Annotated in this window: 13 protein-coding genes; 9 read left to right on the top strand and 4 right to left on the bottom strand. The window is 63.4% G+C overall.

Annotation, left to right across the window (positions count from 1 at the left end):
- The first annotated feature begins 136 nt into the window (after window positions 1–136).
- Entirely contained in the window at window positions 137–622 is a 486-nt protein-coding gene (gene secB, locus E4K65_RS39175; protein ID WP_135178645.1) for a protein-export chaperone SecB, read from the top strand.
- Here secB and dnaQ read toward each other — a convergent pair.
- The 4 genes from dnaQ to E4K65_RS39155 are packed head-to-tail and all read right to left on the bottom strand — an operon-like array spanning window position 619 to window position 3,445.
- On the bottom strand, window positions 619–1,338 hold the full coding sequence (gene dnaQ, locus E4K65_RS39170) for a DNA polymerase III subunit epsilon (RefSeq protein WP_135178644.1): 720 nt from the start codon (window positions 1,336–1,338) through the stop codon (window positions 619–621). The two genes, secB and dnaQ, sit on opposite strands and share 4 nt — an antisense overlap.
- A 27-nt stretch (window positions 1,339–1,365) precedes the next feature.
- A complete protein-coding gene (coaE, locus tag E4K65_RS39165) occupies window positions 1,366–1,965 on the bottom strand; it encodes a dephospho-CoA kinase (RefSeq protein ID WP_135178723.1) in 600 nt (199 codons plus the stop codon).
- Between the two features lie 23 nt (window positions 1,966–1,988).
- Entirely contained in the window at window positions 1,989–2,597 is a 609-nt protein-coding gene (locus tag E4K65_RS39160; protein ID WP_135178643.1) for a Maf family protein, read from the bottom strand.
- 8 nt (window positions 2,598–2,605) lie between these two features.
- Window positions 2,606–3,445: a pyruvate, water dikinase regulatory protein gene (locus E4K65_RS39155; protein WP_135178642.1), complete on the bottom strand. Its 840-nt coding sequence runs from the start codon at window positions 3,443–3,445 to the stop codon at window positions 2,606–2,608.
- Between the two features lie 519 nt (window positions 3,446–3,964).
- On the opposite strand from E4K65_RS39155, the gene hemJ reads away from it, so the two are divergent.
- The 8 genes from hemJ to E4K65_RS39110 all read left to right on the top strand — a co-directional run.
- Window positions 3,965–4,387 (top strand): protoporphyrinogen oxidase HemJ, encoded by a 423-nt coding sequence (gene hemJ, locus E4K65_RS39145; RefSeq protein WP_135178721.1) that lies wholly within the window; start codon window positions 3,965–3,967, stop codon window positions 4,385–4,387.
- 249 nt (window positions 4,388–4,636) lie between these two features.
- The gene (gene rho / locus E4K65_RS39140; protein WP_011083462.1) at window positions 4,637–5,902 is read left to right on the top strand and encodes a transcription termination factor Rho; all 1,266 of its coding nucleotides are present in this window, start codon (window positions 4,637–4,639) and stop codon (window positions 5,900–5,902) included.
- 315 nt (window positions 5,903–6,217) lie between these two features.
- Window positions 6,218–7,576 carry a tRNA uridine-5-carboxymethylaminomethyl(34) synthesis GTPase MnmE gene (gene mnmE, locus E4K65_RS39135; protein WP_135178641.1) on the top strand — a complete coding sequence of 453 codons (1,359 nt, stop codon included), beginning with the start codon at window positions 6,218–6,220 and terminating at the stop codon, window positions 7,574–7,576.
- Window positions 7,577–8,119: 543 nt separating this feature from the next.
- Window positions 8,120–10,000 carry a tRNA uridine-5-carboxymethylaminomethyl(34) synthesis enzyme MnmG gene (mnmG, locus tag E4K65_RS39130; protein WP_135178640.1) on the top strand — a complete coding sequence of 627 codons (1,881 nt, stop codon included), beginning with the start codon at window positions 8,120–8,122 and terminating at the stop codon, window positions 9,998–10,000.
- 99 nt (window positions 10,001–10,099) lie between these two features.
- On the top strand, window positions 10,100–10,783 hold the full coding sequence (gene rsmG / locus E4K65_RS39125) for a 16S rRNA (guanine(527)-N(7))-methyltransferase RsmG (protein ID WP_430649050.1): 684 nt from the start codon (window positions 10,100–10,102) through the stop codon (window positions 10,781–10,783).
- A 28-nt stretch (window positions 10,784–10,811) separates the two neighbouring features.
- A complete protein-coding gene (locus tag E4K65_RS39120; protein WP_027543795.1) occupies window positions 10,812–11,678 on the top strand; it encodes a ParA family protein in 867 nt (288 codons plus the stop codon).
- A 154-nt stretch (window positions 11,679–11,832) separates the two neighbouring features.
- The gene (locus E4K65_RS39115) at window positions 11,833–12,720 is read left to right on the top strand and encodes a ParB/RepB/Spo0J family partition protein (protein WP_167771512.1); all 888 of its coding nucleotides are present in this window, start codon (window positions 11,833–11,835) and stop codon (window positions 12,718–12,720) included.
- 156 nt (window positions 12,721–12,876) lie between these two features.
- Window positions 12,877–13,091: transposase (locus tag E4K65_RS39110; RefSeq protein ID WP_135178637.1), on the top strand; the 215-nt coding region annotated here is incomplete at its 3' end.

Below are 13,091 nucleotides of genomic sequence, written 5' to 3'. Positions count from 1 at the left end.
GGTTGGGCAGAACGTCACAGTTGTGGCTGCGGCCCGGCCGCCCGATCCGGGACCGTTCGTCCTTGTGGAACGAGGTAGCCCTATGTTAGCCAACCGCCGCGAAATTCAGCCCCCAATCGGGTAAGGAGAGACTCTCATGACCAACGGTAACGGCACCCCTCCCGAGGCGGCCCCGGCTCCCCAGCTCAACGTGCTGGCGCAATATACCAAGGACCTTTCGTTCGAAAATCCCAACGCGCCGGGCTCGCTCCAGCAGCAGGGCCAGGCGCCCCAGATCAATATCCAGATCAATGTCGGCGCCAATAACCTCAGCGAACAGGAATTCGAGGTGACGCTGTCGGTCGAGGGCAAGGCCGAGACCGCGGGCAAGGTGATGTTCTCGTTCGAACTCGCCTATGCCGGCGTGTTCCGGATCGTCAACGTGCCGAAGGAGAACCTGCACCCGCTGGTCATGATCGAGTGCCCACGTCTGCTGTTCCCGTTCGCCCGTGAGATCATTGCCACGGCCGTGCGCGACGGCGGGTTCCCGCCGCTGATGCTGGACCCGGTCGATTTCGTCGGTCTCTATCGCCAGAACATGGAGCGGCAAATGGCCGCCGGTGGTCAGGCCGGTCAGGCCTAACCAGCCGGATTGGCGGCAGCTGGAGCGGGCAAAAACTCGTTCCAGATCGCCTTGTCGCCGAGCGTTGCGATGAAGGCCCTGTGGGCGTCGCGCTCGGCGTCGGAAATCCGCGGCGCAAGCGGTGTCAGCCGCTGCCGCCGCGGCGCATCGCCAGCCGCATTGATGCGGATTTCCTCGCCTTCCGAAGCCAGCAGCAGCTGCGACTGCCGCGCCCCGACCAGATCGACATAGACCTCGGCCAGAAGCTCGGCGTCGAGCAGCGCGCCGTGCTTGGTGCGGTGGGAATTGTCGATCGCATAGCGCGAGCAGAGATCGTCGAGCCGGTTGGACACGCCCGGATGCTTGCGCCGGGCCAGCAGCAGCGTGTCGACCAGCCGCTCGCGCGGGATCGCGGCGCGCTTGATCCGATCGAGCTCGGCATTGATGAAGCTGATGTCGAACGAGGCGTTGTGGATCACCAGCGGCGCATCGCCGATGAACTCCAGGAACTCGTCGACGACCTCGTGGAACAACGGCTTCGTCGCCAGGAATTCGGCGGACAGCCCGTGCACCGCAAACGCCTCCGCCGGCATGTCCCGTTCGGGGTTCATGTAGCGGTGGAACGTCTGTCCCGTCGGCATGCGGTTGAACATCTCGACGCAGCCGATTTCGACCAGGCGATCGCCGCGGAGCGGATCGAGGCCGGTGGTTTCGGTGTCGAGGACGATTTCGCGCATGATCAGGAGGCCGTGTGGGACGGCGAATCAGGCTCGCCGCTGCGGCATCTTAACGACCTCGGCCAGGATGTGCGCAATTTGCGCCCGCACCGGTTCAAGTCCGTGCGACGTATCCACTACGAAATCGGCCCGCTTGCGCTTTTCCGCGTCGGGCGTCTGCTTGGCGATGATGGCGTTGAGCTTGGCCTCATCCATCGTGCCCCGCGCCAGCACCCGCTCGCGCTGCAGTTCCGGCGAGGTCGAGACCACAACGACGGCGTCAACGCGCTTCTCGCCGCCGGTCTCGAACAGCAGCGGGATATCCAGCACCACGACCGGCGCGTTGGCGGCTTCGGCGTCGGCAAAGAATTTCGTCCGGGAGGCACCGAGCATCGGATGAACGATCTGCTCGAGCTGCTTGATCGCGGCGGGATCGTGCACGACGCGCGCCGACAGTTTTGTCCGATCGACCTTGCCGTTCGCGGTGGTGCCGGGGAAGGCGGCTTCGATGGCAGGCGCGGCCTCGCCCTCGTAGAGCTGATGGACGGCGGCATCGGCGTCGTAGACGGGGACGCCGGCCTCCGCGAACAATTTCGCGGTGGTGGATTTGCCCATCCCGATCGAGCCGGTCAGTCCCAGGATCCGCATCAGCGCCCAGCCATCTCTGTCATTCACACCGCAACTAGCCGCTCGCGCCGCAGGAACGCAAGCAGCGGCAGCAGCGGCAGGCCGAGAATGGCGAAATGGTCGCCCTCGATGCGCTCGAACAGATGAATGCCGAGACCTTCGAGCTGATAGGCGCCGACGCTGGTCGTCACTGCGTCGCCGGCCGCGTCGAGATAGGCCGAAAGCTCCGCCTCGCTCATCCGTCGCATGGTCATGCGGGCCACCGAGACGTCCTCGAAGACGATCTTGCCGTCATGTGCCACGGCCACCGCCGAATTCAGCTCATGGCTTTTGCCGGCGAGATCGCGCAATTGCGCCATCGCCTGCGCGCGGCCGGCGGGCTTGTTGAAGAGACGATCGCCCAGAGCCAGGGTCTGGTCGGCGCCGATGACATGGCTTCCCGGATGGTTGGCCGAGACAGCCCTGGCCTTTTCGCGCGCCAGCAAGAGGCCGATGTCGCGCGGACTCGAAAGCTTCGACGCAGCCTGAATGCCGCGCTCGTCGATATCGGCCGTAATCGCTATGAATTCCAGCCCGGCATTCGCCAGCAGCATCTTTCGCGCGCTGCTTTGCGAAGCCAGGATCAACGGAGATTTGCCGCGCCACAGACCCATCGCGAAAGCTATTCCGAGGGCCGGTTGCGCTGGCGATCGCTGTAGAGCTTCATGATCGCCGCGGCGGTTTCCTCGATCGAGCGCCGCGTGACGTCGAGCAGCGGCCATTCGTGCTTGGCGCTGAGCTTGCGGGCGAACGCGACCTCCTCGGCGACGGACTGCCTGTCGGTATAGGTGTCGCTGCTGGAGTCGGCGCCCATGGAGAGCAGGCGGTTCTGACGGACCTGGATCAAACGTTCCGGCGTCGCGTGCAGGCTCACCACCAGCGGCCGCGTCAATGTCTCCAATTGCGCCGGCACCGGAATGCCCGGCACCAGCGGCACGTTGGCGGTACGGATGCCGCGATTGGCGAGATAGATCGACGTCGGCGTCTTCGAGGTGCGGGACACACCGACGAGCACCACGTCGGCATCGTCGAGACCTTCGACATGCTGACCGTCGTCATGGATCATCGTGTAGTTCAGCGCATCGATGCGCTTGAAATATTCCGCATTGAGCACGTGCTGCGCGCCGACGCGCCCCGTGGTCGCGGCGCCAAGATACGCCTCGAACAGCTGCATCACCGGGCCGATGATCGACAGGCTCGGAACATTGATCCCCTTGCACTTGTCCTCGAGCCGGGAGACCAGATCCTTCTCGAGCAGCGTGAACAGCACGATGCCCGGCGCCTCCTCGATCTCGTCGAGCACCCGGTCGAGCTGCTTCTGGCTGCGCACCAGCGGGTAGACATGCTCGACCGGCGTGACGTTCGCGTACTGCGCGGCGACGGCGCGCGCGACGGTGATCAACGTCTCGCCGGTGGAGTCGGACACGAGGTGCAGATGGAAATAATTGTTCGAGGTCGGCACAAAAACTCTTTGTATGAGGGCGGTGTGGTGTGTGGATTTCTGTGGAGCTTAACCCCTTGGAAAGGGTTGCGCGACACCAGGGGCGGGACAACCGCCAATTTTCTTCACACCACTGCCCGTGAGAACAAGTCTGGCAGCCCGCCGGGAGAGGAGCGGGATTGCGCGGATAACCCCCTTGATAAGCTGCCGACAGGCGCACGCAAGCCCTTGAGCCCGGACGACTTATCGAAACGGGTAAGGCCTGCGCGGGATATGTTGATGGATGTGAACAAGCGCGGGCGAAGTGGCGGACGGAATTGTGTGAGTCCAATCCACCGTCACTAAGACTCAAACCTTAAGATTCTAAAAGTTTAGGTTTAGATAAGCCGAGCGCTCGGATAAGTGTGCGCTCCCATCTATGAATGAATTCTTACCGGGCTCATTCCATCCACCGTTTGGTGAGCAGAAGCGTTTTCGAGCGAATCGGATTCCGGTTCGCCGCGAGAAAACGCTTTGAAACAAGAAAGGGAGGCCGCCGGCATGTACGAGTGGATCAAGGCGCTGCACGTGATCGCCGTCATCTCCTGGATGGCGGGCATGCTCTATCTGCCGCGGCTGTTCGTCTATCATTGCGAGGCCGAAATCGGCTCCAGGCAGTCGGAAACGTTCAAGATCATGGAGCGCCGGCTGCTCAAGGCGATCATCAACCCGGCCATGACCATCACCTGGCTTGCCGGGCTCTATCTCGCCTGGTCTGGCCATTGGTTTGCATCCGGTTGGCTGCACGTAAAACTGGCACTGGTCCTGGCGCTGTCCGCGGTCCACGGCTTTTTTTCGCGCTGGTGCAAGGATTTCGCTGCCGACCGGCGTCCGCGAAGTCAGAAATTCTATCGGATTATCAATGAGGTGCCGACGGTCCTGATGATCTTCATCGTCATCATGGTGATCGTGAAACCGTTCTAGGCAGCGATCTCGATTGATCGCTCAGCGCTTCGGCTTGCACAGTGAAGGGCGATTTTCTATATTAGCGATATCCCACCCAACGCAGGCGGATGTGGTTGTTTCCGAGCTTTCCAGAGGCCGGACACCGCATCAGGTTTGAAGCCCCCACCGGCACTCACCTTGCCAGACCTGCGGACCCTATCTTCTCACGTCCGCATTTCAGAGCCTCCTCGCACCCCCTCCCTAAGGTTACCCCACAGGACCACCCCAATGCGGGAAATTAAACTCCAGGACCTCAAGTCGAAGACCCCGGCCGAGCTCGTCTCGTTCGCGGAAGAGAATGGGGTCGAGAATGCCAGCACCATGCGCAAGCAGGAGCTGCTGTTTGCCATCCTCAAGCAGCTTTCGCTCGCTGAGACCGACATCGTCGGCGAAGGCGTCGTCGAGGTGCTGTCCGACGGCTTCGGCTTTCTTCGTTCGCCCGATGCCAATTATCTGCCGGGCCCGGACGACATCTACGTTTCGCCCTCGCAGATTCGCCGTTTCGGCCTGCGCACCGGTGACACCATCGAAGGCCACATCCGCAGCCCGAAAGAGGGCGAGCGCTATTTCGCATTGCTGAAGGTCAACACGCTCAATTTCGAGGACCCGGAAAAGGCCAAGCACAAGGTCAATTTCGACAACCTCACGCCGCTGTTTCCGAACCAGCGTTTCCGCATGGAAATCGACGATCCGACGCGAAAAGACCTTTCTGCAAGGGTGATCGACATCGTCGCGCCGATCGGCAAGGGCCAGCGCGCGTTGATCGTGGCGCCGCCGCGCACGGGTAAAACCGTGCTGATGCAGAACATCGCGCATTCGATCACGCACAATCATCCCGAATGCTATCTGATCGTGCTTCTGATCGACGAACGTCCGGAAGAAGTCACCGACATGCAGCGCTCGGTGAAGGGCGAGGTCGTGTCTTCGACCTTCGACGAGCCGGCGGTACGCCACGTCCAGGTCGCCGAGATGGTGATCGAGAAGGCCAAGCGCCTGGTCGAGCATGGCCGCGACGTCGTGATCCTGCTCGATTCGATCACGCGTCTTGGCCGCGCCTACAACACCGTGGTGCCGTCATCCGGCAAGGTGCTGACCGGCGGTGTCGACGCCAACGCGCTCCAGCGCCCGAAGCGCTTCTTCGGTGCCGCCCGCAACATCGAGGAGGGCGGCTCGCTGACCATCATCGCGACCGCGCTGGTCGATACTGGCAGCCGCATGGACGAAGTCATCTTCGAAGAGTTCAAGGGCACCGGTAACTCCGAACTGATCCTCGACCGCAAGGTCTCGGACAAGCGGACCTTCCCGGCGATCGACATCTCGCGCTCCGGTACCCGCAAGGAGGAGCTCATCACCGATCCGCAGGTGCTCAAGAAGATGTACGTGCTCCGCCGCATCCTGAACCCGATGGGCACCATGGACGCGATCGACTTCCTGCTCGACAAGCTGCGCTCGACCAAGAGCAATTCGGAGTTCTTCGACTCGATGAACACCTGAGTGCAGTGCAGCAAAGGATTTGAGGGCGCCTTCGGGCGCCCTTTTCTTTTGTGCAGACTTGTTGCAGCGAGGGTGCAGCATGGCGAGCGGATCGCCGCCTGATCCGATTTTCTATTAAGATGTTGATATATCGAAATAATACTTGACCTAGAAAAGGTCTCTTGGCCGAGGCCGGGAGACTTTTGCAGCAGAATGCTGCGGTGATGCTGCAATGCAATAAGTGCTCTTGCTGCGGGGAATGGTGCAGCAAAATGGTCCAGGCGTATCGGCCGAAACGGATATTTGCGTTTTCCCCGGCGGCTGGACAAATAGGCGATGCATCCGCGAGACCAGACCATCTTTGCATTGTCGTCGGGCCGTCCGCCGAGCGCGATCGCCGTGGTGCGGGTCTCGGGCGCCCAGGCCGGCCGGGTGATGACAACGCTGGCGGGCAAGCTGCCGGCACCGCGGCAGGCGAGCCGCCGGCTGCTCCGTGACGCCGCGAACCAGCCGATCGACGATGCGGTCGTGCTCTGGTTTCCGGGGCCGGCGAGCGCGACCGGTGAGGACATCGCCGAATTCCATGTCCATGGCGGCCGCGCGGTGCTGGCTGCGCTCCTGGCCGCTATTTCTGTAATTCCGAATACGCGGGCGGCCGAGCCTGGCGAGTTCACGCGGCGCGGCTTCGAGAACGGCAAGCTCGACCTGACCGAAGCCGAGGGCCTCGACGATCTCATCCATGCCGACACCGACCGCCAGCGCCGCCAGGCGTTGCGTCAATTGCAGGGGCTGCTCGGCAACCGCGCGCGCGACTGGCGCGAGCGCATCATCGAGGCCTCGGCGCTGATCGAGGCCGGCATCGATTTTTCCGACGAGGGCGACGTGCCCGCGGAATTGATGGCGCCGGCGGTCAAGGCGATCAAGGCGCTGCACGGCGAAATTGCAGAAGTCCTTGCGGCACAGGGACAAGCTGAACGTCTACGCGATGGCCTGGTGGTCGCCATCGCCGGAGAGCCGAATGTCGGCAAGTCCACGCTGATGAATCAGCTCGCGCGCCGCGAGGTCGCGATCGTCTCGCCGCATGCCGGCACCACGCGCGACGTGATCGAGGTGCAGCTCGATCTCGACGGCTATCCCGTCACTGTCATCGACACCGCCGGCATTCGTGAGACCGATGATCCGGTGGAGCAGGAGGGTGTGCGCCGCGCGCGAGCCCGAGCCGAGGATGCCGACCTCGTGCTGTGGCTGGTCGAGGGTGAGCAGGCCGCCGATCCGGATGCGATGGGTTCGCTGTGGACGTCCGGCGAGGGGAGCCATCCGTCCGGCGGCTCGGTCTGGATCGTGCGCAACAAGATCGATCTCGGAGGGGGCGGGGAAGCCGGACGACTGGGTGAGTTCGGGATCTCGGCGAGCCAGGGCGACGGGATCCGCCAGCTGGTCGACGGCCTCGTGACGTTCGCCGCCGAGTTCTTTGGAACCAGTGAGGGCGCATTGGTGACCCGAGCCCGCCAACGTGATCTGTTGCGCCAGGCATCAGAGAGCTTGCGCCGGAGTCTCGAGCTTGTAGAAGAGGGCGAAGAACTGGCGGCCGAGGAGCTTCGTTCCGCCGCCTATGCCTTGGGTCGGCTGCTAGGCCGGGTGGACGTCGAAGACGTCCTTGGGGCGATTTTCCAGAAGTTCTGCATCGGAAAGTAGCGCTAGTTCTTCATTGTAGAACTAGCACTTGTTCCATTCCTTGCTGTTTCACGTGAAACGGGCGGCGGCGGTTCCGTGCTGTTCCACATGAAACGTAGGTGGCCCTCACTACAGCTTCTGGGCCCGCAGGCTCGAGCGCGGGATTCGATTTAGCCGCTCCAGCGATCCTTGTTGTAAGCGACGCCCGTACCCCCAACTCGTCATTGCGAGGAGCCCTTGCGACGAAGCAATCCAGACTGTCTCCGAGGAGGGAGACTGGATTGCTTCGCTTCGCTCGCAACGACGCGTGTGGCACCGATCTCGCTGTCCGTCGATATATCCAGGATCGACTGATGATGATTCCGCCGTCGCTCCTTTTCGCATAGTCGGGCCCATCATGTTTCACGTGAAACAGCAGTCTGTTCAGCGCCCCCTCTACTGTGCATGGGGTTGTTTTAGCGAAAACGCACTTCGTCCTCCCCGAACGCCTCGTTTCACGTGAAACAACCGCCTTATCGAGTTTCCACTTCCGGCTTTTCCGCCTCTGGGCTAGAAGGTCGGCCCATGCGAACAGAGCGAGAGAGTTTCGACGTCATCGTGATTGGCGGCGGCCACGCCGGCTGTGAAGCTGCGGCCGCCTCCGCCCGGATGGGCGCGACGACCGCCCTGGTGACGCATCGTTTCTCCACCGTCGGCGCGATGTCCTGCAATCCCGCCATCGGCGGTCTCGGCAAGGGCCATCTGGTCCGTGAAGTCGATGCGCTGGACGGCCTCATGGGCCGGGTCGGCGATGCCGGCGGCATCCAGTTTCGCGTTCTCAACCGCCGCAAGGGCCCCGCGGTCCGCGGCCCCCGGGCCCAGGCCGACCGGAAGCTCTATGCCGCCGCGATGCAGGCCGCGATCCGGGAGACCGAGGGTCTGTCCGTCATCGAGGGCGAGGCCGACGAGCTGATCGTGGTCGAGGGCCGGGTGACCGGACTTCGCCTGGCCGATGGCCGCGAGTTCGGGGCCGGGGCCATCGTCGTCACCACCGGCACCTTCCTGCGCGGTCTGATCCATCTCGGCGAGAAGAATTGGCCCGCCGGCCGGGTCGGTGAGGCCCCCGCGATGGGTCTCTCAGGCTCCTTCGAGCGCGCCGGCTTCACCCTGGGACGATTGAAGACGGGGACGCCGCCGCGTCTGGACGGCACCACGATCGACTGGTCCGCGGTCGAAATGCAGCCGGGAGACGAGCCGCCGGAGCCGTTCTCGGTCATGACCGAGCGGATCACGACCCCGCAGATTCAGTGCGGGATCACCCGGACCACGCCCGCGACCCATGACGTGATCCGGGCCAATGTCCATCGCTCGCCGATGTACTCCGGGCAGATCAAGAGCTCCGGCCCCCGTTATTGCCCCTCGATCGAGGACAAGATCGTCCGCTTCGGTGATCGTGATGGCCATCAGATCTTCCTGGAGCCGGAAGGCCTCGACGACAGCACCGTTTATCCCAACGGCATCTCGACCTCGCTGCCGGAGGACGTCCAGCTCGCGATCCTCGCCAGCATTCCCGGTCTTGAACGGGTGAAGATGGTCCGTCCGGGCTACGCCATCGAATACGACCATATCGATCCCTGCGAGCTCGATCCGACCCTCCAGACCAAGCGTCTGCGCGGCCTGTTTCTGGCCGGGCAGATCAACGGCACCACCGGATACGAGGAGGCCGCCGGCCAGGGCATCGTCGCCGGCCTGAACGCCGCGCTGGCCGCGAGTGGCGCCGCGTTGACGGTGTTCGACCGCGCCGATGGCTATCTCGGGGTGATGATCGACGACCTCGTCACCCGCGGGATCAGCGAGCCGTATCGGATGTTCACCTCCAGGGCCGAGTACCGGCTGACGCTGCGGGCTGACAACGCCGATCAGCGCCTGACCGAGAAGGGGATCGCGCTCGGGTGCGTTGGTGGAGCCCGAACCCGGCATCACCGCGCAAAGATGGACGCCCTGAATGCGGCCCGGACGCTCTCCAAGTCCCTGACCATCACCCCGAACGAGGCGATCAAGCACGGACTGTCCCTGAACCGCGATGGTCAGCGTCGTTCGGCCTTCGAACTGATGGCCTATCCGGACATCGGCTGGAGCCAGGTCCGCGCCATCTGGCCGGAGCTGTCGGCGATCGACCCTGTGATCGCCACCCATCTCGAGATCGACGCCAAGTACGATGTCTATCTGGAGCGCCAGAGCGCCGACGTCGAAGCCTTCCGGCGCGACGAGGGGCTGGTGCTGTCAGACGTCGACTATCAGCTGGTCCCCGGTCTCTCCAATGAGGTCCGCGCCAAGCTGGAGAAGGCGCGGCCGTTCACCGTCGGCCAGGCCGGCCGGATCGACGGCATGACGCCGGCGGCGCTCGGCATCCTCGCGGCGTATCTTCGCCGCGAAGCACGGAAGACTTCCAAAGCAATTGCATAGGCGTTTCACGTGAAACAGCGCGGACCAGCCGGCGGCAGACCGTCATCAGGGAAACCCTCGGCGGGTGAGGGCGCTCGGCGCCGAGCCGAACCTGCACCGATCACACCGAAAATCGACAAGGCCAGCGCCAATGATCCGTCGTTGGACTCGGTCATAGCGGCCGACAAGATCGCAGCGATGAAGCTCGCATCCGTTTCACGTGAAACCGAGGCCCGGCTCGATCGCTACATCGCGCTGCTGCGGGAGTGGCAGGCCAAGACCAATCTCGTGGCGCCCTCGACCCTGCCGCACCTCTGGACGCGGCACATCGCCGACTCGCTTCAGCTCGTCGATCTCGCCCGATCGGCCAGGCGCTGGGCCGACCTTGGCAGCGGCGGTGGATTTCCGGGCGTCGTCCTGGCCTGCGCCATGGCGGAGACACCGGGCGCGCGTGTCCATCTCGTCGAGCGAATCGCCAAGAAGGCGGCGTTCCTACGCGAAGCGATTCGCATCACCTCATCTCCGGGAGTCGTACATCTCGCTGAGATCGGGGATAATGTGGATAGAATCACCGGCCCCGTCGATTGCGTCACCGCGCGTGCGCTGGCTCCGCTACATCAACTCATCGGCTTTGCGGAGCCGCTGATGCGCCAGGGCGCAAAGGCGCTATTTCCGAAGGGTCAAGATGTAGAGGCTGAATTGACCGAAGCCGCTAAATATTGGAATATTCAGCCGCAGCTCCACCAAAGCCGCACGGGTGACGGCTGGATCGTGGAGCTGACTTCCGCCGAGCGGCGCAGCTGAGACGTTCAGGGGCGAATGGGGAATTGCGATGAGCGTGATTGACGAGCCGCAGCAAGAGCAGACCGCCCAGGAACAGGCTGTGGTCCCGCAGGGCCATCCGCGCATCCTCGCGCTGGCGAATCAAAAGGGCGGTGTGGGAAAAACAACCACAGCGATCAATCTCGGCACGGCGCTCGCTGCGATTGGCGAGCGCGTTCTGATCGTCGATCTCGATCCGCAGGGCAACGCCTCGACCGGCCTCGGCATCGATCGCCGCAACCGCTCCTGTTCGACCTACGACGTGCTGATCGGCGAATCGAGCTTGCGCGAAGCCGTGGTCTCGACCGCGGTGCCGCGGCTGCACATCGCGCCCTCGACCATGGACCTCTCCGGCCTCGAGCTCGAGCTCGGCACCACGCCCGGCCGCGCTTTCAAGCTGCGCGATGCGATCGGCGCGCTCAACAACAACGTCTCGCCGGATGCCGACTACACCTATGTGCTGATCGACTGCCCGCCCTCGCTCAACCTTCTGACGGTGAACGCGATGGCGGCGTCCGACGCGATCCTGGTGCCGCTCCAGTGCGAGTTCTTCGCGCTCGAAGGTCTGTCGCAATTGCTCCAGACGGTGGAGCAGGTGCGCTCGACGCTCAATCCGAACCTGTCGATCCACGGCATCGTCCTGACCATGTTCGACTCGCGCAACAACCTCTCGAACCAGGTCGTCGCCGACGTCCGCCAGTTCATGGGCGAGAAGGTCTACAAGACCATGATCCCGCGCAACGTGCGCATCTCGGAAGCGCCGTCCTACGGCAAGCCGGTGCTGGTCTACGATCTCAAATGCGTCGGCAGCGAAGCCTATCTGCGACTCGCCACCGAAGTGATCCAGCGCGAGCGCGAGCTGCGCACGACGCATTGATTCAACATCGGCCCGTAGGGTGGGTTAGCCGAAGGCGTAACCCACCAATTCTGCCGCCTCGAACAAACCAATGGTGGGTTACGCTTCGCTAACCCACCCTACGATTCGAAATTCAGTTCTGGAGTGCTGCACCGTGAATCCAAGGGAGCTGGCGATGGCCGACGAAGCGCGTTCGCGACTGGGCCGGGGTCTTGCAAGTCTGATCGGTGACGTCGGCGGCGAGGCTCAGCACGTCGATCGTCCGCGCGCGCAGCGCAAGGTGCCGATCGAGTTCATCAAGCCCAATCCGCGCAACCCGCGCCGCGCATTTTCGGAAACGGAGCTCAAGGAGCTCAGCGATTCGATCAGGCAGCACGGCGTGATCCAGCCGATCGTGGTGCGTCCGGTGAAGGGTGCGCAGGATCGCTTTGAGATCATCGCCGGCGAACGGCGCTGGCGCGCGTCGCAGATGGCCGGCCTGCACGAAGTGCCGATCGTGCCGGTCGACATCAGCGACAGCGACGCGCTGGAGTTCGCGATCGTCGAGAACGTGCAGCGCGAAGACCTCAACCCGATGGAAGAGGCGCTGGGCTATCACGCGCTCGCCAACGAGTTCAAACGCAGCCAGGACGACATCGCAAAGGTCGTCGGCAAGAGCCGCAGCCACATCGCCAACATGATGCGGCTGACGAAACTGCCGGCCGAAGTGCAGGCCTTGATCACGAGCGGCGAGCTGACCGCCGGCCACGCCCGCGCGCTGATCGGCGTGCCCGATCCGCTCGCATCAGCCAGGCACATCGTCGCGGAAGGCCTCAACGTCCGTCAGGCCGAGGCGCTCGCGCATGAAGAGGGCGTGCCGGAGCGCAAGCCGCAGAAGGCGCGCAGCACCGGGGGCAAGGAAAAGGACCCAGACACGATCGACCTCGAAAAGCGCGTCAGCGACGCGCTCGGTCTCAAGGTCACCGTCAATCACCGCGACCCCGGCGGCTCGGTCCAGATCAACTACCGCAACCTCGATCAGCTCGACGAGGTGATGAGGCGGCTGGCCAAGGGCGCGCTGTAGTCTTCGCCGTTATTCCGGGCTCGCGACGCGAGACCCGGAATCTCGTGCAGCATGTGCAATCCATCTCCCTCACCCTGAGAGCCTGACCGAAAAAGGTGAGCGGCTTTAGCGGGCCTGTGATTCCTTCGGATTTGCAAAGATTCGAGGGAGGACACCATGCCGTGGACCAAAGCCGCTCGTATCAAGTATCAGCGCAGTGGACTGCGTTACACAAGTGATCTGACCGATGCAGAGTGGGCGTTGATCGCCCGGAAGATGCCGCCGCGACGGCGATTGGGCCGGCCGCGGGAGGTTAATCTGCGCGAGATCGTGCAGGCGATCTTCTATATTCTGTCGAGCGGCTGCCAGTGGCGAGCCTTGCCGAAGGAGTT

Origin of the sequence: Bradyrhizobium niftali (assembly GCF_004571025.1) — a bacterium.
In the GTDB taxonomy this organism is placed as follows: domain Bacteria; phylum Pseudomonadota; class Alphaproteobacteria; order Rhizobiales; family Xanthobacteraceae; genus Bradyrhizobium; species Bradyrhizobium niftali.
Note: the sequence above shows the minus strand (reverse complement) of the source record. Positions and strands in the feature narration are given on the sequence as shown.

Bases quoted from the DNA above. Each gene is read 5' to 3' on its own strand.
- rho (WP_011083462.1), top strand. From the start codon at position 4,637: ATGCGGGAAATTAAACTCCAGGACCTCAAGTCGAAGACCCCGGCCGAG.
- E4K65_RS39160 (WP_135178643.1), bottom strand. From the start codon at position 2,597: ATGGGTCTGTGGCGCGGCAAATCTCCGTTGATCCTGGCTTCGCAAAGC.
- mnmG (WP_135178640.1), top strand. From the start codon at position 8,120: ATGCGAACAGAGCGAGAGAGTTTCGACGTCATCGTGATTGGCGGCGGC.
- E4K65_RS39120 (WP_027543795.1), top strand. From the start codon at position 10,812: ATGAGCGTGATTGACGAGCCGCAGCAAGAGCAGACCGCCCAGGAACAG.
- hemJ (WP_135178721.1), top strand. From the start codon at position 3,965: ATGTACGAGTGGATCAAGGCGCTGCACGTGATCGCCGTCATCTCCTGG.
- mnmE (WP_135178641.1), top strand. From the start codon at position 6,218: ATGCATCCGCGAGACCAGACCATCTTTGCATTGTCGTCGGGCCGTCCG.
- dnaQ (WP_135178644.1), bottom strand. From the start codon at position 1,338: ATGCGCGAAATCGTCCTCGACACCGAAACCACCGGCCTCGATCCGCTC.
- coaE (WP_135178723.1), bottom strand. From the start codon at position 1,965: ATGCGGATCCTGGGACTGACCGGCTCGATCGGGATGGGCAAATCCACC.
- E4K65_RS39115 (WP_167771512.1), top strand. From the start codon at position 11,833: ATGGCCGACGAAGCGCGTTCGCGACTGGGCCGGGGTCTTGCAAGTCTG.
- secB (WP_135178645.1), top strand. From the start codon at position 137: ATGACCAACGGTAACGGCACCCCTCCCGAGGCGGCCCCGGCTCCCCAG.